At 44.3% G+C, this 22201-nt stretch carries 17 protein-coding genes; 11 read left to right on the plus strand and 6 right to left on the minus strand.

Annotated features, from left to right (window positions below; genetic code table 11):
• Nucleotides 1-48: 48 nt before the first annotated feature.
• The 5 genes from M1L62_RS20555 to M1L62_RS20575 all read left to right on the plus strand — a co-directional run bounded on the left by M1L62_RS20555 (nt 49) and on the right by M1L62_RS20575 (nt 5313).
• Nucleotides 49-1284 (plus strand): serpin family protein, encoded by a 1236-nt coding sequence (locus M1L62_RS20555; RefSeq protein ID WP_254561503.1) that lies wholly within the window; start codon nt 49-51, stop codon nt 1282-1284.
• Between the two features lie 240 nt (nt 1285-1524).
• On the plus strand, nt 1525-2769 hold the full coding sequence (locus M1L62_RS20560) for an LVIVD repeat-containing protein (protein ID WP_254561504.1): 1245 nt from the start codon (nt 1525-1527) through the stop codon (nt 2767-2769).
• 123 nt (nt 2770-2892) lie between these two features.
• Nucleotides 2893-4197, plus strand: a complete 1305-nt coding sequence (locus M1L62_RS20565; protein ID WP_254561505.1) for an LVIVD repeat-containing protein — start codon at nt 2893-2895, stop codon at nt 4195-4197.
• Between the two features lie 67 nt (nt 4198-4264).
• Nucleotides 4265-4846: a hypothetical protein gene (locus M1L62_RS20570; RefSeq protein WP_254561506.1), complete on the plus strand. Its 582-nt coding sequence runs from the start codon at nt 4265-4267 to the stop codon at nt 4844-4846.
• An 11-nt stretch (nt 4847-4857) separates the two neighbouring features.
• Entirely contained in the window at nt 4858-5313 is a 456-nt protein-coding gene (locus M1L62_RS20575; RefSeq protein ID WP_254561507.1) for an META domain-containing protein, read from the plus strand.
• Here M1L62_RS20575 and M1L62_RS20580 read toward each other — a convergent pair.
• Nucleotides 5300-6421 (minus strand): glycosyltransferase family protein, encoded by a 1122-nt coding sequence (locus M1L62_RS20580; RefSeq protein ID WP_254561508.1) that lies wholly within the window; start codon nt 6419-6421, stop codon nt 5300-5302. The genes M1L62_RS20575 and M1L62_RS20580 overlap by 14 nt on opposite strands.
• 9 nt (nt 6422-6430) lie before the next feature.
• A complete protein-coding gene (locus M1L62_RS20585; RefSeq protein WP_254561509.1) occupies nt 6431-7303 on the minus strand; it encodes a UDP-2,3-diacylglucosamine diphosphatase in 873 nt (290 codons plus the stop codon).
• Nucleotides 7304-7480: 177 nt separating this feature from the next.
• On the opposite strand from M1L62_RS20585, the gene M1L62_RS20590 reads away from it, so the two are divergent.
• The 5 genes from M1L62_RS20590 (at nt 7481) to M1L62_RS20610 (ending at nt 13932) form a co-directional block, all read left to right on the plus strand.
• Nucleotides 7481-8917 (plus strand): TonB family protein, encoded by a 1437-nt coding sequence (locus M1L62_RS20590; RefSeq protein ID WP_254561510.1) that lies wholly within the window; start codon nt 7481-7483, stop codon nt 8915-8917.
• 65 nt (nt 8918-8982) lie between these two features.
• Complete coding sequence (locus M1L62_RS20595) at nt 8983-10419, plus strand: energy transducer TonB (RefSeq protein WP_254561511.1); 1437 nt, start codon at nt 8983-8985, stop codon at nt 10417-10419.
• Nucleotides 10420-10547: 128 nt separating this feature from the next.
• A complete protein-coding gene (locus M1L62_RS20600) occupies nt 10548-11405 on the plus strand; it encodes an SPFH domain-containing protein (protein WP_254561512.1) in 858 nt (285 codons plus the stop codon).
• Between the two features lies 1 nt (nt 11406).
• Entirely contained in the window at nt 11407-11592 is a 186-nt protein-coding gene (locus tag M1L62_RS20605) for a type II toxin-antitoxin system antitoxin (protein WP_254561513.1), read from the plus strand.
• Nucleotides 11593-11748: 156 nt separating this feature from the next.
• Nucleotides 11749-13932 carry a S9 family peptidase gene (locus M1L62_RS20610; RefSeq protein ID WP_254561514.1) on the plus strand — a complete coding sequence of 728 codons (2184 nt, stop codon included), beginning with the start codon at nt 11749-11751 and terminating at the stop codon, nt 13930-13932.
• Between the two features lie 99 nt (nt 13933-14031).
• Here M1L62_RS20610 and M1L62_RS20615 read toward each other — a convergent pair whose 3' ends face one another.
• From M1L62_RS20615 to M1L62_RS20630, 4 genes are all read right to left on the minus strand, one after another.
• Nucleotides 14032-15558, minus strand: a complete 1527-nt coding sequence (locus M1L62_RS20615; RefSeq protein ID WP_254561515.1) for a M20/M25/M40 family metallo-hydrolase — start codon at nt 15556-15558, stop codon at nt 14032-14034.
• A gap of 168 nt (nt 15559-15726) precedes the next feature.
• Nucleotides 15727-19017, minus strand: a complete 3291-nt coding sequence (locus M1L62_RS20620; protein ID WP_254561516.1) for a S41 family peptidase — start codon at nt 19015-19017, stop codon at nt 15727-15729.
• 91 nt (nt 19018-19108) lie between these two features.
• Nucleotides 19109-20089: a porphobilinogen synthase gene (hemB, locus tag M1L62_RS20625; RefSeq protein WP_254561517.1), complete on the minus strand. Its 981-nt coding sequence runs from the start codon at nt 20087-20089 to the stop codon at nt 19109-19111.
• A gap of 142 nt (nt 20090-20231) precedes the next feature.
• On the minus strand, nt 20232-20918 hold the full coding sequence (locus M1L62_RS20630) for a response regulator transcription factor (RefSeq protein ID WP_254561518.1): 687 nt from the start codon (nt 20916-20918) through the stop codon (nt 20232-20234).
• Nucleotides 20919-21088: 170 nt separating this feature from the next.
• On the opposite strand from M1L62_RS20630, the gene M1L62_RS20635 reads away from it, so the two are divergent.
• Entirely contained in the window at nt 21089-22102 is a 1014-nt protein-coding gene (locus tag M1L62_RS20635; protein ID WP_254561519.1) for an alpha/beta hydrolase, read from the plus strand.
• Nucleotides 22103-22201 lie beyond the last annotated feature (99 nt).

The raw sequence follows: 22201 nt of genomic DNA on the forward strand, positions 1-22201 counted from the left end.
AACCGGCTTATGATATTGAATATCATACACACATTTTATTTATTAGCCATGAATAAAATATTGAAAATCAGCGGATTAATTTTCGTTCTTGTAGCAGCGGGTTTTCTTAGCTGTTCTGATGCGGAAGTAGATTCCAAACCAAACGAGGTCCGTCCGGTAGTTATCCCGGAACGGATCGCAGCTGGTACAAATGATTTTGCTTTCGATTTTTTTAAAAATTTACAGCAGGTCGGCAGTCCTGACGAAAATTTATTTGTCTCTCCTTTAAGCCTTCACATGGCGTTAGGAATGCTATTGAACGGTGCCGAAAATGAAACAGCGGCCGAGATTTTAAAGGCCCTCAAAATGGAAGGTGTTTCGATCGCGGATCTTAATAAAGCCTATCAGACGCTTTTAAATGATATGCCTGTTGCGGATTCTAAGGTGAGCCTGGGCCTGGCCAATTCGGTCTGGTATAAAAGTACTTTTCAGGTTGAGACAGATTTTACCAATGTCCTGAAACAATCCTTCAATGCCGAGGTAACCGGGCTTGAATTTAACAATGCAGCCACGGAAAGAATCAATAAATGGGCAAGTGACAAAACCAATGGCAAAATCAAGCAGGTTCTGGATAAGATTGATGCTGATGCCGTTATGTTTTTGCTGAACGCCTTGTATTTCAAAGGAGACTGGACCACAAAATTCGATTCAAAAAATACACTGGATAAGCCATTTCATCTTCAGACAGGAACCGATAGGAATGTAAAAATGATGTTTACAAAATCAGATTTTGCACTATCAGGTTCCGAAAAATATACAGCAGTTAAATTGCCTTATGGCAACAAGCAGTTTGAAATGACTTTGCTGCTCCCTCAAAACGGCAGTAACATCACGGAGGTTATGAATTCAATTACACCCTCGCAATGGAATAAGATCAAATCTGACACGGTCCGGACGGGCATTAACCTCGGGCTACCACGGTTTTCACTGGAATATTCAGAGCAGTTGAACGGAGTCCTGCAAAAGATGGGCATCAACAAAGCATTTCTGAAATCTGCTGAGTTTGGTAAAATCAATAAAACAGCACCGCTTATGGTGAGTTTTGTGAAACAGGATACCTACCTGGGTATTGACGAAAAAGGCACCGAAGCCGCCGCTGTTACCTCCATTGGTATCGTGGTTACCTCGGCAGGGCCAGAACCCAGAGACGTTATTTTCGACCGCCCGTTTGGTTTGATCATCAGCGAAAAAACATCCAATACCATTCTCTTCATGGGAAGAATAATGAATCCGGAAAGCAAATAATTGCGATAAAGCCGACGGCTGATAGCCGATTGCCGAAAGCCAACTGTTAGCCATGAAATAAAAATATTAAAGAAAATAAACGTTGGTGTCAATCGACGTTTTCGGGGTGCGTTATCGTCCGTAGGCTTTGCTCTCGGACGATTTTGTTTGTATACGGTTACAACCTTTTTTGCCTGAATTGTTTCTATCATTTAAGAGAGAAAAAGTTTGACTTAAATATTAACCTTCATCCTCGGCATTATGAAAAAATTCTTACTTTTTTTGACCATGATATTGCCGGTCAGTGGCTTATGGTCGTGCAGGGATAAGTGTAAAGAAACCAGGCTTGTTGTTCGTCAGATACCAATCTATCATCCCTTCTCGGAGATAAGAAGCGGTGTGGGTGTTATTGCTGGGCGTGAGATTCAGGATCCAGGCAAAATTGTTGTTCAGGGTAATTACCTTTTTGTCAATGAAATAAAACAGGGTGTGCATGTCATTGATAACAGCGATCAGGAAAATCCCAGATTTATATCTTTTATCAAAATTCCCGGCAATGGCGATATGGTTGTCCGCGATAACATTCTTTATGCCGACAGCTATTCCGACATCGTGTCCATCGATGTCAGAGACCCGGCTCATCCCTTAGAGGTCGGGCGGGTTAATGATGTCTTTTATTCGGGATGGTTTAATAGTGTACAATGGTCAGTGGTGACAGAGAGGCTGTTTCTTGGCGAATATGATGAGAAATATGAGACGGAGGTAATCGAGGTTGACTGCGAAGACAACACTCCGGTGCCGACAAGGGAAGTAGTTTATACGTCACCTGTGACTGACAGAATGAAGGCGGTTTCCCGTTTTGCGTTTAAGGATAAATTCCTTTACAGCATTATTAGTTGGGGCAGTTTGGGAGTGTTTGATTTAGAAACCCCTGCAAAACCGGTTTCCACGAACAGGAAGGTTTTAGAGTCTACCCTTTTTTCTATCGTTCCTTACCGCAATAAACTTTTTTTAGGTTCGCAAAACGGAATAGTCCTTTACGACAATACCGACCCGTCTGCTCCGCAAAAGATATCCAATTTTCCGCTGGGTACTCCCTGCGATCAGGTTACCGTTGATGATGATATTGCGTATGTCACGCTCAGGGCCAATACATTCTGCGGAGGCAATACAAACAAGCTTGATATTATTGATATCAGCGATAATAAAGTTCCCAAACTGATCAGGTCCTACCCCATGGAAAGTCCGTGGGCAACGAGCGTTGATTTCCCCCATCTATATCTGTGTGAGGGGGACAAAGGGCTCAAAGTTTTTGATGTGAGTGATAAGACGGAGATTGACAAACACCTGTTGTTGGTTAAAAATGATATTGTCGCTTACAGCGTTATTGCGATTGGTAAAACTTTACTGGTTACCGGTAAGGATTTTCTTTATCAGCTTGATACCACAAATCCCCGTGATCTACGGGAAATCAGTAAAATTCCAGTCAAAAGAGTAGTGCGGTAACAATGTATTTTGCTCACTGTCAGTTGATTTTGACTTTGGGGTTACAACCTTTCTTCCCTTCTGCGTGTCTAGGATTAAAAAGAGAAATAATGTCACGAAGTATACCTAACAAACTCCCTGATCATGAAAACACAACTACTTCCTTTTATCGTCTTCGTCATATCGATTGGATTATTTTCGTGCAATGATCAATGCGAGGAGACCCGTATAACGCGCCGACTGACTCCGCTGACCCGATCTCTCACAGAGCTTCGCAGCAGTGTTAAGGCGGAATCCAAACATGAACTTGTTCGCCCGGGTAAAATTTATACAAAGGGAAATTATCTGTTTATCAATGAAATAAAAGAGGGCATTCATGTGGTGGACAACAGCGATCCGGCAAACCCGAGATTTGTTTCGTTTATCGTGATTCCCGGAAACGGAGACATTGCGGTCCGTAATAATATTTTGTACGCCGATAGTTTTTCAGACCTTGTTGCACTGGATATCAGCGATCCTGAAAATGCAAAGGAGGTCAGCCGGGTTCAAAATGTTTTCAGGTCTGGTCAGTTTGACGGTGTTGGCTGGAATGTGTTATATAACGGCGGAAGCCCGGTCGTTTCCATTCAGGACTACACTGTTGACTATGTTACTGAAACTGTCAGCACGAACTGTGAAGAAAACTGGGCCGGCAACGGAGGCTGGTTTTGGAATGAGATGTTGTCGTTTACGGCGTCTTTTAGTGCTTCGGGTTCGGCATCTTCTGCGGCCCAGACCAACGGACAGGCGGGTTCCATGGCTCGTTTTGCTTTGTATGACAAGTACCTGTATACGGTGGAACAAAATAATCTGCACCTGTTCAATATCACAAATCCTGCACAACCGGGTGATTTTAAAACGGTAAGTACGAATTTGAATATCGAGACAATCTTCCCATATGAAAACAAGCTTTTCCTGGGAACAACCACAGGTATGCTCATTTTTGATAACGCCAATCCGGCAGAACCTAAGCAGCTTTCGGTGTTTCAGCATGGCCGTGCCTGTGATCCGGTGGTGGTGCATGATGACGTTGCCTATGTAACCCTGCGTACGGGCACAGCTTGCGCGGGGACACAAAATCAGATGGATTTGGTGGATGTCAGTGATGCAAGCTCTCCGAAGCTGATCAAAACCTATCAGATGGAAAACCCGCATGGATTGAGTATCAACTTCCCGACCTTGTTTCTGTGTGAGGGAGATAAGGGTCTAAAAGTTTTTGATGTAAAGGACAAAATGACGGTAGATCAGCATTTACTCTCTTTTTATAAGGATATGGATGCCTATGATGTGATTTCTCTGGGCAGTAATCTGATGCTGATCGGGAAGGATGGGTTTTACCAGTATGACGCCAGCGATCCGAAAAACCTTCGCTTGCTTAGTAAGATCCCAGTGAAAAAGGCACTTCCCTGATCACGGTTCCTGGAATCGCTTATTACATCTCTGTTCAATTACTTGTCCGGCTTTTAATGTCAAGATCATGAAAATATTTTTGTCTTTGTTGTTGTTAACTACATTGTCTCTCGGCTTGGCCAGTGCTCAGGATGCAGTGTTTAAAAAGAAGTTTATAAACCATACCGAAGTCGGCGCTTTGCTGGGACGCGTTAAATATGCTCCGGGAGGGTCGGATGAAAAGGTTGACAGTAAAGTTTCCATGTCGGCTCAGACGTTTAACGGAATTCAGCTGAGCCCACGTCTGGGTGCCGGGGTAACCATAGGTGCCGACTGGTATAAAACGGCTCTGATAACCCCGATTGCAGCGGGTATTCGCTACGATTTGCCTTCACGGGGAAATGCACGTTTTTTTGCCCTGGCAGATGTAGGATACGGTTTTACATGGCTCCATCAGGATTCGGACGGATTCGATACCAAGGGCGGTTTAATGACAAGTCCGGGTATAGGAATCCGCACGGGAAAGCCGGGCGGATCGTCTTTTACCATTTCAGTGACATATAGAAGACAGGAAGCATTTATAAAAAAACCGGTGTTTTACAACCAGATCGAGCGGCATGAGGACCGCGTTTATAACCGTATTGCCGTCAAACTGGGAATCAGTTTTTAACATGATCAGCCATGAAAAAGATTTTGTTTGTTTTAATAATTCCTTTTTTCCTGAGCCTTTCCGCTTCAAGGTGTGAAAAGGAATGCTGTGATGTACCGCCGTGCAGTGATACACCAACACTCACCGGAACCTGGAAACTTGAAGCGTATCAGAATTTATCTACCGGTATTCCGGAGACTAAACCGGCTGACGCAGATAAAGATATAATTTTTACTTTTAAGGATAACGAAAAGAACGGGACGATTGCGGGAAATACTTTTGTAAATACGGTTCAAGGCAGTTATGAATTGCTGGAATATTGCAGAATCCGGGTAACGTCCTTTGGCGGAACAAAAGTAGGTGAGCCCGCCTGGAGTGGAAGAGCCTGGCTTATTTCAGATACAGAATATCATTACGAAAGAAAGGAGAACCGGTTGACAATCCATAGAAATCAGGGAATGGAGGCCATGATTTTTAAGAAAATGTAGCGCTGGCTGTTTTGTTTTTCACATCGCCGGATTTGTCAAAAGCTTCGACGTTGTGGATAAACATGGCATTTCCACGATGGTACCAGTGTCTGAACTTTGCCGACTGATCGACATGATGTGGAAGGTAATCCAGTAAAACAGAAAGGTCGAACGTTTTTGAAGTGACACCCGCGCCGGAAATCACACCGTCAAGCGCATTACATTCCTGCTCAAAGTGATTCGGTACCGGAACCATCATCACGGGTTTTCCAAGGTACATCGCCTCGCAAACCGACTCAAAACCGGCTGTTGTAACCAGGGCGCGGCAGGTGCCAAGCATTTTGAGGTATTTTGGGCTGTTAATACGGTGAAACGAGAGTGTATCGTCGTAAACAAGCTCATCAGGTTCGTCTGCCTTGTCCCAAAAGCAATGCAAACGAACCTCGGGATGAGTAAGGTGCCATGAAATAATCTGCCCGCTCAGACTATGGTGCGTCATGTACACCAGGAAGAAATCGTTTTTTACCGGAAAAATATCCTGTATTTCCTGCCTTAATAACGGTGGGACAACAATCAGTTTTTCATCAGGCAGAGATTCCATTTCGCGGAAAGACAACGCAAGTCTCTGACTTGCTTTCCAAGAAGCTGCTTTGGAATTAAGATTGATGAGTGTCCGGCTGAGCCAGCTGTTTTTGGGAGAAGTGAAATCCGGGTGAAGGATCAGATACTGGTGGGCTACACAAATCATGGGTATTTGTGTCCGGTAAATAATGTTGTAAAGCCCGCTGTACGTTTCGTAAAAACTGATGATAAGATCCGGCTGAATTTCCCGGATTGTCTTGTGTATATAGTGTAAACTTTTAATGTAGGTCGGAAGATGCCTAACCAGGCTTAACAAAGTCCTTTTGGTGTTCATTCCGCCACCGTTGTAAACGATACTCGGAGCATTGAAGTAGTGAACGGGAGCTTTGATCTGATCGGTAAAAAAGGAGGGAATTTGCCGTCCGACGGCACTGCCGACCATGGCGCCCACCACCTCGTGACCGGCAGTTCTTAAAATCTGCCCCATGGAAATCGACTGTGTGAGGTGTCCCCTTCCTTCTCCCTGTACCAAAAACAATATTCTCATTATGCGCTGCTAAATGATCCGTCTTTTATCCTGACCCAGAATAAGTCCCGTAAAGGCCACTTGTTTATCCACAGTCGGGAAGTTTTCTATAACGGTGGTTTTTGATTGTTTCTGGTCCGTTGATTTGTCTTCGAATTCCTGCTGATTATAGTAAAGCAGGTTCCAGTTTCCGTCGAAATCTTCCACCAATGCACTTAATGTTTCCACCCAGTCGCCTGAATTCATGTACATCACACCATCAATTTCACGAATCGAAGGATGGTGGATATGCCCGCAGATTACACCGTCGCAGTCGCGGGAGCGGGCCAGTTCTGTCAGTTTTTCTTCAAAATCCGACATGTAATTCACCGCCATCTTCACCGATTGCTTAATCCGCTGCGACAAAGAATAGTACGGCAGACCTTTCCAAGCCCTGTATTTATTATAAAGCTTGTTTACCCAAAGCAAAAAGGTATACCCGATATCGCCCAGATAGGCCAGCCATTTCATGTTGGTGGTAATGGAGTCAAAAACATCACCATGGGTGACATAAAAGCGCTGCGAACCGGAATTGAGAATATAATCCTTTCGGATCTGAAAGTGTTTTCCCAAACGCAAAGGAATGATCTGATCGAGGAAATCGTCATGGTTTCCGCGTATGTAGATCACCTTCGTTTTGTTCTCCTCAATCATCTTCAGGACTCTTTTGAAAAACATGGTATGCTTCCGTTTCCAGACACCATATTTTTTCAGCTGCCAGGCATCAATAATATCACCATTCAGAATAAGCTTTTTGCATGAATAGCTTTTCAGAAAATTGGTAACCTCTTCCGCCTTCGAACCACCTGCTCCGAGGTGTAAGTCAGAAATGATAATCGTTCGGAAATGAGTTGTTTCTCCCATGTTACAAATATTCTCATTTCATGTTAACTGGATATTACTGGCAGGTTATCAGTAGGTTAAGTTTTGAGACCTAACTAGTATTACAAAGTCTCAAAATTTATTTGACATTATAATATTAGTATAATGAAGGTAAATAGCGGATTCGATATATTTGGACACAACAAACTCACCCGCCACATGAAAAGAATATTATTGTTTTTAATTTTTTTGAGCTATCAGTCTATTGGTCAAACGGTTTACCAACCGCATGAAGTAGAAAGTCAGGCTGTTCCGGCTGGTGGAGCTGCTGTCCTGAATCAGTTTTTATTATCAAATGTTCAGATTCCCTTTAAGTCAGGCATTCATGGGCTTAATAAAAAAGTATTTGTAAAAGGCGTCGTGGAAGCGGACGGCTCTATGACCGGGCTGGAAATTGTGAAGGGACTGGATTCGTTATGCAATATCGAGGCGATGCGTGTGTTGGGTTTATACAAATCATGGAAGCCAGCCAGCATAAAAGATCAGAAAGTGAGACAGACGGTAATCTATCAGGTTCCGTTTAACGTCGATGCACCTGAAAATTTTGACAGTACGTCATGGAGTTTTGTAAATTATTATGATAAAAAATATTATCCGACCACCATTGCCAAGGATTATAAATACCGCAGTGTGATGCCGGTCAATGAACAGGGCTATATCAAAGGAGATATTGTATACGAGGAGTTTAGGCTTGGGCATTGGAGCAAGGTTAATACCGTTCCTTTTCAACGGAAAGAATTATGGCATAAAGTATATGGCGAACCGGGTATTGATTCGGTTAAAGTATATCAGTTATTGGCAGAGGATAAAAATGAAACCAACTATGCACCGGTACTGACTTTTCAGGATAATGGCAAACTCATTGCTTACAAGGAATATGTTGCGGGGAACAAAACGGCTTTGAGAAAACAGTATTACCTAAGCGGTATGCTGAAAGAAGTTGAAACGAGCGGAGACAGCAGTGTAACTAATGTGAGCTGGTATAGCAACGGGCAGCTCAGAAGTGTTGTGGAATATCCGGTCAAGCAAGTACTTTTTGATAGTAAAGTCTTTGGTGTCTGGGAAGCTAACGGGAAGCAAACGGTGAAGGATGGAAATGGATGGTGGAAGTATAACAGTGATGAAAGCAAAAAGCTTTTGTACGAGCAAGGTGCTGTACATGAGGGAGTCAAAACCGGAAAATGGGTTGGGAAGTGGTCTGACAGCACCATTTATTATGTTGAGTCTTATGACAACGGTATATTAAAGGAAGGCCATTGTTTTGTGAACGGGGAGAAAGTTACATACGCGGAAAAAGCTATTCAACCCCACTTCAAAGGTGGTATTAATTCCCTTTATCAGTTTCTTGGCCAGAATATAAAGTATCCATCAGAAGCGGCCAGAAGAGGGATAACCGGGAGAGTCAGGGTTTCTTTTACGGTTTGTGAAGACGGAAGTCTGTGTGATTATAAGGTAGAAAAGGGAGTGGTTCAGGATATCGACGATGAGGCGCTCAGGGTGGTGAAAAAGATGAGTGGCAAATGGGAACCCGGAGAATTGCGCGGCCAGAAAGTGAGGGTACAGTATAATTTGCCGGTTAATTTTATAATGCAATAGTATCTCAACCTCTATAAAAACCTGTCACCAATTGGCTGGAAAGTACGATAACACTAATTTGAATAATGAAAAACATAACCCTCTTCCTTATTTTTTTTACGTCAACATGTTTTGCACAAAAAGTTTACCAGAACAACGAAGTTGAAAAAGTAGCCGAACCATCCGGTGGCAAGGACATTCTTGATTATTATTTTTCTTCCAATCTACGGATACCAATAAAGTCGGCTGCGAAAGGACTGGATAAAAATGTGATGATTAAAGCGGTTATCGAAACGGACGGGAGTGCGTCTCAGGTGCAAATTGTCTCGGGAATAGATTCCTTATGTGATGTTGAGGCCAAGCGTGTGGTCAGCTTATTTAGAGCGTGGAAACCCGCTGAGATTAAAAATGAAAAAGTACGTCAGGCTGTGGAAATTGCGGTGAAATTCAAATCAGAGCCTCTACTGAACTACGATGAAGAGAAAAAGTGCCTGAATGTTTATTACGATAGGCGGGGCAAACAATTATCGGGCAACAAGACGAGTAAGTACAGGATGAATATTCCTGTCGATGACTTTGGTTTTGTCAACGGCAATATTTTATCTCAGGAAAAGACATCAGATGGATGGAATATCAAACATTCAATAATCCTGAAAGAGGAAAAATACTGGCGGAAAAACGAAATTACCGACTCGGTACAGGCAGTACGTACGTTTTCTAGTGAAGGTTGGTATGATGTGCCTGTTTTTCAGGTTGTGGATCGTAAACTGAATGGCGAAATACTTTACATAAATCAATTCAGCTATGGCGGGAAACCGGACATCCAGAAAGAATATTATTTGGATGGGATGGTTAAATCAATGAAAATTACTGCAAACAGCGTATGGCAGGAAACCAAATGGTATGAGAACGGCCAGCTTACAAGCATTACTGAAAACCCGAAACTTTCAAAAGGTTCATCAGCCGTACCCCTGCTTAAAGATTTTAGGGATGTTTCAGGCAATCAGCTGGTTAAAGATGGAAATGGTCAGGGAGAATTTGCGACAGAAACCTATCATGAGCAAACAATTTATGATCGGGGAACTGTCAAAGCGGGTTTGAAAGAAGGAATCTGGATAGGCCAGTTAAAAGATGGCACGAAGTTGTTTGAGGAGCTGTATACGGGTGGAAAACTCGTGAAAGGAACGTCCTATATGGACGGAGAGACAATTGAGTATACGGAGCTGGGAATACAACCACAATATCAGGGAGGATTTTCTGAGATGTATAAATTTTTAGGGAAAAATATAAAATATCCCAAAGATGCAGCCAGAGCAGGTATTTCAGGGAGGGTCTTTACATCATTTGTGGTTTGCGAGGACGGCACGCTGTGTGATTACCAGGTAATTAAAGGAGTGCATAAAAGCATGGACGAGGAGGCACTGCGCGTAGTTAGTGAGATGAGTGGGAAATGGGAACCCGGCTGGATGAGGGGTAAGAAAGTGAGGGTTAAATTTAATCTTCCGATTAATTTCAGTTTTTAGTTACAATTACCATTCATCCAATCCCAAAGCCAGTCAGCGGCTTTGGGATTTTTTTATCATTTTTTATAAAATTAAATGAAAGGTTTTTGATAACATTGTGATATCATTTTACTATCACATTTAAAGCTATGAATGAAAAAGAATTAAACTCAGTTTCTGGCTATTTACATCTGGGAATAGGCCTGATCATGATGATTATAGGAGCGGGAGTCGCCACTAAGGCGGCTATACTGGGAGTGCTAATTTCCGTAATTGGTGCTATACTTTTAAAGGGATTATTTGTAGTGAATCCAAATGAAGCTGTGGTTACTATGTTTTTCGGGGATTATATGGGTACGATGAAGCAAGGTGGACTACGTTGGGTAAACCCACTATTCGGACGGAAAAAAATAAGCCTGCGCGCAAGAAACCTGAACGGACAAAAATTGAAGGTGAATGACAAACTTGGAAATCCGATCGAAATCGCTGCGGTTGTTGTATGGCGCGTGGGAGATACGGCCAAAGCTTCCTTCGAGGTAGATGATTACACCAAATATGTGGAAATTCAGTCGGAGGCTGCGGTACGTCATTTGGCCGGGGTTTATGCGTACGATACCATGGAGGCCGAAGAAGTGGAAGTTCCAGAATTTACTTTACGCGATGGTAGTGGAAAAATCAATGAAATGCTTGAAGCTGAGCTGACTGAGCGGTTGAGTAGGGCTGGAGTGGACGTTCTCGAAGCACGTATCAGCCACCTTGCTTATGCGCCTGAAATTGCCGGAGCGATGTTGCAGCGTCAGCAGGCTTCTGCGGTTGTGGCTGCGCGCCGCCAGATTGTAAACGGAGCGGTGGGTATGGTGGATATGGCGTTAGCCATGCTTTCAGAAAAAGGAATTGTTACGCTGGATGAGGAACGAAAAGCGGCAATGGTTTGTAATCTGCTGGTTGTTTTATGTGGTGAAAAATCGGTTACTCCTGTGTTGAACGCAGGTACCTTGTATCCTTGATATGGCAGAAAAAAAAGCGTTCGTTTTACGGATCAATCCCGACATGCTGAAAGAACTCGAGGCATGGGCGCAACAGGATTTCAGAAGCGTAAACGGACAGATAGAATACTTGTTGAGCGAAGCCTTGCGGAAGCAGCGGCGGTCGCGTGTGAAGGATATCAAGCCGGATCCTGAGGAGGAAAAATAATGTTCGGAGCGCAGGAAGCAATTTTTGGTGGGGAAACTTTACCAAAAATTGCTTATTGTCATGCGATTATGACCTGTGCATGGGATTTTGCAAATCAAAGTGTTAAAATTGCATTAGCAATTGTTCGTATAATATTTAATTCATATCCATTCACAAATGAAGCATTTGATCAAAGCAGTAGTCTTTGTTATCCTTTCCTCTCCTTTATTTGCGCAAATACCCGATAATTTCCAGTGGTTAGCCGATGGCAGTGGTTACAGAGATCTGGCGCAAGGCGAGATCGTAGAAATTAAATTGCCCGGCGAACAGTCCAGGGTGGTCGTTTCCAAGCAGCAGCTCACACCGAAAGGTTCGGATAAGTCGCTGGAAATACGCAGTTATTCTTTCAATCAGGCCGGGAATAAGGTGCTGATTTACACGAATGCGAAAAGAGTCTGGCGTTATGACACCAAAGGCGACTATTGGGTGCTGGACTTAACGACCAATACCCTGAAACAATTGGGCAAGGGGCGTCCTGCATCGTCGCTGATGTTTGCAAAGTTTTCTCCCGACGGGAAAAAGGTTGCCTATGTCAGTAAGCACAATATTTACTCGGAAGATCTTCTAACGGGTCAGAGCAAACAAGTTACGACGGATGGAACGGACCGCGTGATCAATGGTACTTTTGACTGGGTTTACGAAGAGGAATTTGATTGCCGTGACGGTTTCCGTTGGAGCCCGGACAGCAAAACCATTGCCTACTGGCAGCTGGATGCACGGAAGATCCGTAATTTCCTGATGATCAATACAACGGATTCGATCTATTCCTATACCATTCCGGTTGAATATCCGAAAGTAGGACAAACGCCTTCACCCTATAAAATCGGGGTTGTGGACGTGGTTTCTGCCAAAACCAAATGGATGAATATTCCGGGTGATCCGCAGAATACGTATGTGCCGCGTATGGAATGGTCGGGCGGCGCCAATGAGCTGGTTGTTCAGCAGCTGAACCGTAAACAAAACGCGAGCACGCTGATGTATATTGACGCTAAAACAGGTGTTTCGAAAGCATTTTATTCTGAAACTGACGAGGCCTGGATCGATATAAAAAGCCGCTGGGAAGATAGTCCGGCCGGATGGGACTGGCTTAATGAAGGGAAAGAATTTGTATGGGTGAGTGAAAAAGATGGCTGGAGACATGCGTACCGGGTAAGTCGTGACGGGAAAAAAGAAACGTTGATCACCACCGGGAAATATGATGTAATCCGTCCTGTTTTAATCGATGAAAAAAACAACGCTTATTATTTCACCGCATCGCCAGACAACGCGACGCAGGAATATTTGTACCGCGCACCCCTGGATGGAAAGGGAGAAGCCCAGCGTTTATCCCCGGCCGACCAGAGCGGAACACACCGTTATGAAATTTCTCCTGAGGCAAAATTTGCGACGCATGGTTTTTCAAATGCACGTATGGCGCCAATGATGGAGTGGATCACGCTTCCGGATCATAAATCAATAGATCCAAACAATTCGATCAGCCAGACGATGATGCGCATCAGACCGGCGGGTATTGATATTGAGTTTTTCAAAATTAAAACCGAGGAAGGTGTAGAAGTAGATGGCTGGATGGTAAAACCTAATAATTTCGATCCTGCAAAAAAATATCCGATTGTATTTTCAGTATATGGAGAGCCTGCTTCGAGCACGGTTCATGACAGTTATGGAACGGGCCGTAACCGCCTTTACGCCGGAAGTATGGCTCAGGACGGATATATTTATGCTTCGATTGATAACAGAGGAACACCTTCGCCGAAAGGCCGTGCATGGCGCAAATCGATTTACCGCAACATCGGTACGATCAATATTAAAGATATGGCAGGTGCCGCGACGTCCATGTTTAAACAATATCCGTTCATTGATACCAGCCGTGTAGCGGTTCATGGATGGAGTGGCGGCGGTTCTTCAACGCTAAACCTTTTGTTTAAATATCCGAAAATATTCAAAACAGGTATTGCTGTGGCGGCTGTTGGAAATCAGCTTACTTATGATAACATTTATCAGGAACGTTACATGGGTATTCCTCAGGAAAACCTGGATGATTTTGTAAAGGGTTCACCGATTACGAATGCCAAAAATCTGGAAGGAAATTTGCTGTATATCCACGGAACAGGCGACGACAATGTGCATTACCAGAACGCCGAAATGTTGGTAAACGAGCTGATCAAATACAACAAAGTGTTCCAGTTTATGCCTTATCCTAATCGTTCTCACGGTATTTATGAGGGTGAAGGAACATCATTGCACCTGAAAACTTTATTTACCGATTATTTGAAAAAGAACTGCCCTCCGGGTGCGCGGTAAGGAAATGATGCCAAAATCTTTGCGAATTGATTAGTGGCAAAACAAGAGAAGCCTGGTAGCTACTACCGGGCTTCTCTTGTTTATAAAGTAATGCAACTTTTACTTCCCATAAAGCTTTTTAGCCGCAGCCTCGTATTTGTCTCCGGCAATCCACTGCGGAGCTGTTTTACGATCGGCAACGAGACGAACGGTGTAGGCATAGGCCTGACAAAATTTTAATAAATAACCAAAATCAACGGTTTCCGGATTGTCTGAAACCTGGTGGTAATTCTTCATGATATCACCGTTGAATTCTTTGAAGCCTGGCGTGAACGTTGGCGCAGGAATGCCTTCCTTCGCGAAATTGACGTTATCAGACCGGTCGAATAATCCTTGTTCAGGAGACGGATCGGCGAAAACATTTAGTCCGAAAGCCTTGCTGGCAGTTTCAATTTCAGTCTTTACACCAGTCCGATTCAAACCCATGACGGATACAATGGTGGTGTCGTTATACCCTGCGCCGTCTGAATTCAGGTTCAGAATACACTTGTTCAAAGGTAGTAACGGATGAGCGGCATAATAACGGCTTCCCAGCAAACCCACTTCTTCTGCCGTCAGGGCGACGATTAAAACGGAGCGTTTGGGTGGATTTTTGGCCAAAGCTTCGGCAGCTGTCAATAAGGCAACGGTCCCGAAGGCATTGTCGCGTGCTCCGTTGAAAATGCTGTCTTCAGGCGTAAACGGCTGTCCGCCTTGTTTCCCAACACCCACGTGATCGTAATGAGCGGTCAACAATACGTATTCACTTTTCAAAACAGGATCTGATCCGGGGATATAACCTGCGACGTTGTAACTGTTTACAATCTGACTTTTACGTCCGGATGTTTTAAATGTCACCGTTTGTACCCCACGAAGCGCACGCGTAATTTTCGCCTCCTTTCCATTAACCCAGGCATGGGGAATGGATTTGGAGGTAGTGGCTGACTCAGCCAAAGAAATACGCTCGCCCGCAAAATAGCGGTTGACCATATTCCAGGGCATCGGCGCATTAAACAATTCGATGACTGCCAGAGCTCCTTTTTCCGCGGCCAGCTTTCTTTTTTCAGCCGACGAAGCGATAATCTCGGAAGGTGTCTGCACATCAGGCGTACCGCTTTGTACCAGCACAATCTTTCCTTTTACGTCCAGGCCTTTGTAGTCATCCCAGCCCTTTTCAGTGTTTTCAAGACCATAACTGGCATAAACCAAAGGAGCAGTAACGTCAATAGCATCGCCGTTCATGAGGATCCAGTCCTCCCCGCTTTTCAATTTTTCGGCGTCGGCAATGATTTCTCCGCTACCGTTAGATCCCATTTTTTCAAAAGGGACATTCTGGTAATAACCAGAGGTTCCCGAAGAAGTGTTGCCCGGAACCGGAATTACGCCAAGTTTCCGGAATTGCTCCGCGATGTATCTTGCCGCGATCAAATTCCCTTGTTCGCCCGTGCGTCTTCCCAGAAGTTCGTCAGCGGCCAGAAAACGGATATGAGCTTCCGTTTCTGATTGTTTGATATGGAATTCAGGCGGAAGGGCGGTTTTCTTTTGAGCCGATGCCGGGAGGTTGCAAAGGAGCAATCCGGAAAGGAAAGCCAAATGGAATTTTTTCATAGCGTAATGGATGGTTGATATATTTTTTCAGAACTGAGATTAGAATTCATTTTGGGTGAGCCGGAATTTAAGCCTCAACAATTTCCCCAAAACAACAAAAAAATCAGGCAGAGCCCGTAAACTCTGCCTGATTTAATGTTAAATGGTATGAAATAATTCCTGAAAGGATCAATTGCCGGATTTATTCGGGAATTTTGGAATATTGGGCACACCTTTCTGACCTGATTCGGCTATTTTTTTCTTCATTTCGTCGATAGCGCGGTCAAGCTGAACGTCATTTCCAAGATATTCCTGGTGCGGATCGTTGACTACCTCGATATCCGGTGAAACACCTTCGCCTTCAATGATAAATTTAGACCCGTCTGCTGCGAAATGGGCAAATTCAGGCTTCCGTAAATCGCTTCCGTCAATAAACGGCAGAGAACCGCGAATACCTACAACGCCGCCCCAGGTACGCTGTCCCACCAGTTGTCCGATGTTATAGAATCTGAACTGGTACGGAAAAAGGTCTCCGTCAGAAGCAGAATATTGATCAATCAGACAGATTTTTGGTCCGATTTGTGCATCCGGTTTCACAACGGCCGACTTGCTGTTACGCATCATCGCACCCAGTCCCGGCTGACGGCGCAAGCGTTCGATGATCATCGGTGAAACATTACCGCCGCCATTGCCACGGTCGTCGATAATCAATGCTTCTTTGTCAAGTTGTGGATAAAAATAGCGGGCAAACTGATTCAGGCCTTCCGGACCCATATCCGGGATATGCACATAACCTACTTTGCCGCCGGAAGCCTTGTTTACCCTGGCGATGTTATTTTGTACCCATTGGTGGTAATACAAATCCGCCTCATCAGCAATTGGTTTTACGATAATCTTGTGGCTGCCTTTATCAGAAGCAACACTGTTCACTTCCATTTCAATGGTCTGTCCGGCTTTGCCGATCAGTCCCTGATACAGGTTGGTGAAGTTTTTTACATCGTTTCCGTTGATGCTGATAATGTAATCACCAGTTTTTACTTTTACACCCGGTGCCCGCAGCGGAGATACCAGCGATTTGTTCCAGCTTTGCCCGGATAAAATGGTTTCAATTTTGTAATATCCGCTTTTGTCGCGACTAAATGTTGCGCCAAGCAGACCCATTTTAACACGCTCAATTTCAGGCCTGTCGCCCGGGTTGGTGTATGCGTGACCAATATTCAATTCGCCAATAAGCTCACCAATCAGGTAGGTAAGGTCGTTGCGGTGATTTACATAAGGCAGTAAAGCGGCATACTTATCATGCATCGCTTTCCAGTTTACGCCATGCATGTTCGGATCATAAAAATAATCACGCATCTGGCGCCAGCTTTCGTCATAAATCTGCTTCCATTCGGCACGCACGTCGGTATTGAATTTCAGACCGTCCAGATTCAGCTTGTTTTTCGGTTCGATTTTCGATGTGCCAAGGTCTTCGATATACCAGTCGGCCATTTTACGGAAAAGGATTTTTTTGCTGTCCGGGCTCACTACATAACCGCTGATATCACCGATTTCACTTTCCTTTTTGTCTTTAAGTCCAAAAAATTTGAGGGAACGATCCTTCCCAACGGTACTCGAGGTATAATATACACCCTCGTTACTGGCTGTAAGATTATTGTAATTCCCCGCAGTCACCGGAAGACTTTCGATTCTGTCAGCCAGATTTTCTTCGTCGACTTTTACGATAATTTCATCCGCTTTGGGCGCATCTTTTTTAGCGACTTCCTTTTTGTTTTTACTGTCTTTTATCTCCGGTTTGCTAACCGTTGCACTATCCGTTTTTACGGCTACCTCGTCATTTTCCAGCTGGAAAGAAGATTTCGCATCCGCAGTCAGGCGCACATAATACGGTTTTTCCATGTTGTTATAGGCATGGTTCCATTCGGTATTGCTGTAAGTCGGATTGAAATCGCGTGCTGACACGAAGTAAAGCAGTTTCCCATCCGGGCTGAATTTCGGCTGATTGCTGTTGTACCATCCATCGGTCACCTGCACGGTTTTCTTGCTGCCAATCTGGTACAATTTAATGACATCAAACTCTCTGGCTTTGCCCGGCTCGGTGTAAGCGATCCATTTGCTGTCGGGCGCGAAGGTATAATCGTCAATTTCGCGGTGGTCGTTATGGGTGATCAGCGTTTTATTTCCCGTTGCGGTTTCGACATAGTACAAATCCTGATTTCTGTCTGCTAACAACAAATACTTGCTGTCGGGGCTCCAAACCGGATTGAACTTATAACTTCCGCCGCCTTTGGTAAGCTGTTTCGCAGGTTCTGAGCCATCCTGTTTCTGGATATACAATTCATCCTCCCCGCTCCTGTCCGATAAGTAACTGACCCATTTCCCGTCCGGACTCCATTCCACATTCCTGTCATGTGCGTTGCTGCTTTGGGTAAGATTTCTGGTCACCCCGTTTTTAGCCGGAACCGAAAACACGTCTCCTCTTGCACCCAGGGCTGCCCGTTTCCCATCCGGTGAAATGGCATAGGAGTCAATCATTTTGGCGGCGTCAACCTGCTTGTTGCGGCCTGATGAAAAATCTTCGGAAACGGTTATCGAAAGCTTTTCTGTTTTGCCTGTTGTCAGGTCATACAAATAAATATATCCGGCATTTTCAAAGGCGATGGCGTTGTCTCCCAGTGAAGGAAATTTACAATCATACTCCTTAAAATCGGTTACTTTTTTGGTTTGTTTGCTTTGTGTATCGTATTCAAACAGGTTCATGGTACGATCTCTGTCGCTCAGGAAATAAACCTTGTTTTTATAATACATCGGGAAAATGTCCTGCGCAGGATTGTTGGTAACATTTTCCGTTTTTCCTGTTTTTACGTCAAAAATCCAGATTTCATCTGCCATTCCGCCTTTGTAATATTTCCAGGTACGGAATTCACGGAAGACGCGGTTCATGGCCAGCTTCGATCCGTCTTCATTGTAGCTGCTCCATCCGGCTACTGAAAACGGCAGTTCTTCGCTTAAATCTCCGCTCACCGGCGCTTTGTACAGTTTTCCTTTGAATGCATTGAATGAAGTTCCGCGGCTGCGGTAAATAACATTTTTGTCATCCGGAGTCCAGCCCATAACAACGTTGTTAGGCCCCATCCTGTCGGCGACATCGTCCCTTCCCAAAGTGGCCGTGTATGTTATTCTTTTGGGTTCACCTCCCGCAGCGGGAATGACAAAAACTTCGGTATTGCCATCATACTGGCCTGTAAATGCAATTTGTTTCCCATCATGACTGAACCTCGGGAAAGTTTCATAACCAGGATGGCTGGTGATTTTCCGGCTTACACCGCCACTTTTGGGGACGGTATAAAGATCTCCGGCATAAGAAAATACTACCTGATTGCCATGCACGGCCGGGAACCTCAGTAATCGGGTTTCCTGTGCGTTTGCACCGGTTTGCAGTAGTCCTAAAAGGAATAAAAATGAGTACCTTTTTTTCATAGCTGATTTTTGTTGGAAAATAAGAATCACACTACGAGAGGTTTAACTCCCGTAGTGTGATTTAAAGTTACAGTATAATTGCTTTCGAAATCTATCTGTTCAGAATCACAGCAGCTTCCTTGGCAAAATAAGTTAAAATACATTTGGCACCGGCACGGCGGATGCTTATCAGCACTTCCATCATGGCACGGTCGCCGTCAAGCCAGCCGTTCATAGCTGCCGCTTTCAACATGGCATATTCACCGGACACGTTGTAGGCAGCGATTGGAATGTCGAAATTCTCGTCCAGTTGGCGGATGATATCAAGATAAGACAAGGCAGGTTTTACCATCAGCATATCCGCACCTTCTGAGAAATCCAGCTGTGCTTCCAGAAGCGCTTCACGCTTGTTGGCCGGGTTCATCTGGTAGGTTTTTTTATCACCAAACTTTGGCGCAGATTCCAGCGCATCGCGGAATGGGCCGTAAAATGCGCTTGCGTATTTCGCCGAATAAGACATGATGCTGATATTCGTATGTCCGTCACGATCCAGAATATCCCGTAAATAACCGATACGGCCATCCATCATATCACTTGGCCCGAGAATATCGGCGCCGGCTCTCGCCTGTGCCAGACCCATTTTTCCTAGAATTTCAATGGTTGCGTCGTTCAGGATTTCTCCATTTTCAACCAGTCCGTCGTGTCCGTCCGAACTGTAAGGGTCCATCGCGATGTCCGTCATGATCACCAGTTCAGGAAATTTCTCCTTGATGGCAGTGATGGCTTTCAGGTAAAAAGTATCTTCCTTATAACTTTCGGAAGCATATTTATCCTTTTTGTTTTCCGCATAATTCGGGAAAAGATCAATGGCACGAATGCCCAGATCCGTTACCTCTTTCAGTTCTTCCAGAAGTGTATCCAGTGAAAAACGGTAAATACCAGGCATGGATTTGATCTCAACTTTCTGGTTGGTGCCTTCCTGAATGAACATCGGGAAAATAAAATCAGAAACCTGAAGCGTGGTTTCCTGTACCATATCCCTTATTGCAGAGGATTTTCGGTTGCGTCTCGGGCGACGGGTTAAGTAGATCATTTTATTATTTGGCGATCAGCTATGCGCTGTCGACTTTATTGTAAATAATTTCTTACAAAGAGAACCACAGAGAAATAGTTAGAGTTTCACGGCAAAGTATTTTCTGCTTTTCCGGTACCCCTTGCCTCTAATGCTCTGCCCATTACCCCACCATCAATTTGAAACCTTCTCCGTGCAGATTCATGATCTGGATGGCAGGATCTTCCTTGAAATGCTTGCGCAGCTTGGTGATGTAAACGTCCATACTCCGGGCATTAAAATAGGAGTCATCGCCCCAGATGGTTTTCAACGCAAAACTGCGGCTGATGGGCTGGTTAAGGTTCTGGCAAAAAAGTTTGAGCAGTTCAGATTCTTTGCTGGTAAGCTTTGTGCTCTTTTCGTCTGCTGTCAGCTGATGATGGTGATAATCAAAAGTGTAATTTCCTACCTGGAAAACGGAACTTTCTTCCGGAAGGTCGGCCTGTTTGCGGTACCTCCGTAAAATGGCTTCAATGCGCAGGATAAGTTCTTCCCGGTCAAAAGGCTTGGTTACATAATCATCCGCACCGACACGAAATCCCTGCATGGTGTCTTCCTTCATGGATTTGGCCGTCAGGAAAATGATCGGTACGTCACGCCCGCTCATGCGGACTTCTTTGGCCAGTGAAAACCCATCTTTTTTCGGCATCATGACGTCAAAAATGCAAAGATCGTATTGGTTATCCACAAAACACTGCCAGCCTTTTTGTCCATCGGTAGCAAGGTCCGTTGGATATCCTTTATCGATCAGATATTCCTGAAGCAAAAGTCCTAAATTGGCGTCGTCCTCGACAAGTAAGAGGTTGGGCATTTTTTCCTGGCTAAATTAATATTGGTTTAAAAATCGTATTCTTTTTTGGAAACAAGTATAAAAACCGGATTGTCTTTTTTTAGATAAAACCCGACTTTTCAGGCACAATTGGAATGCAGTATAAAACTAACGAACTTTCGGAGCAAAGAAACCTTCAAAAATCATAATATATGTTAAAAATTATTGCTTGGCTCATTGCCGTACTGGCAGTTCTTGCCGTTGTGTATTTTGCTGGCCCGAAAGTAACGGCCACAGCGCCAGATGCTACGCTGCCCACGGTTACCCAGAATTTGCCTGATCTGGAAAAAGAAATTAACACCTCAGAAGCGGCAGTAAAAGACCTGAAAAGAGATAATCAGGCCCGTATCGTCTGGGCAGATACATCCAAAAAGGAAAAAATGCCATATAGCATCGTGTACATACATGGCTTTGGTGCCAGCTGGGCGGAGGGAGACCCTATCCATAAAGATCTTGCCAAAAGATATGGCGCAAACCTGTATCTGTCGCGTATGCATGATGCCGGTATCAGCGACCCGAATGCTTTTGACGATCTTACACCTGAAAACTTTATTGCCGGAGCCAAGCGTGCTTTGGCCATTGGAAAAGCTTTGGGCGACAGTGTCATTGTTGTGGGTACGTCGGCGGGAGGGTTATTGACCGTTTTTCTGGCCTCCACGAATCCTGAAATAAAAGGTATTGTCCTCTACTCTCCGTGTATTGCCGTAGCCAGTCCTGCCATTAAACTGATCACCGGTCCGTGGGGGAAACAAATACTGCACGGGTTTATGGGGGATATCCGGAAATCGGCCGATGCTGAGCCTGATCGGGCAAATTTCTGGTTGCAAAGTTATAATACCAATGGTTTGATGGCTCTTCAGCAGACCATTGATCTGGTGGCCAGGCCGGAAGTTTTTGAGAAAATTAAAATGCCCGTTTTTATGGGTTATTATTATAAAAACGAAAAAGAGCAGGATCAGGTGGTATCGGTAAAAGCAATGCTGGATATGTTTCCGAAGCTTGGAACGCCTGAAAATCTTAAAGTTGAAAAGGCATTTCCAAACAGTGGCGACCATGTCATTGGTTCTTATTTGAGGTCGAAGGACGTGGCAGGTGTTTATGCCGCCACGGAGAAATTTCTTGAAGAAAAACTGTTATTGAAACCCGTCGAACAAGTAAAAAAATAGCCTTGACCCGTTTAAACGGAGTACTTTATGTAAAATTGGTTTGTGGTTTAACCAGTCAGAATTTTGTTACTTTGTCGGCCCAAAAAAGGCTTTAACTCG

Origin of the sequence: Dyadobacter diqingensis, from assembly GCF_024220585.1 — a bacterium.
GTDB lineage: Bacteria > Bacteroidota > Bacteroidia > Cytophagales > Spirosomataceae > Dyadobacter > Dyadobacter diqingensis.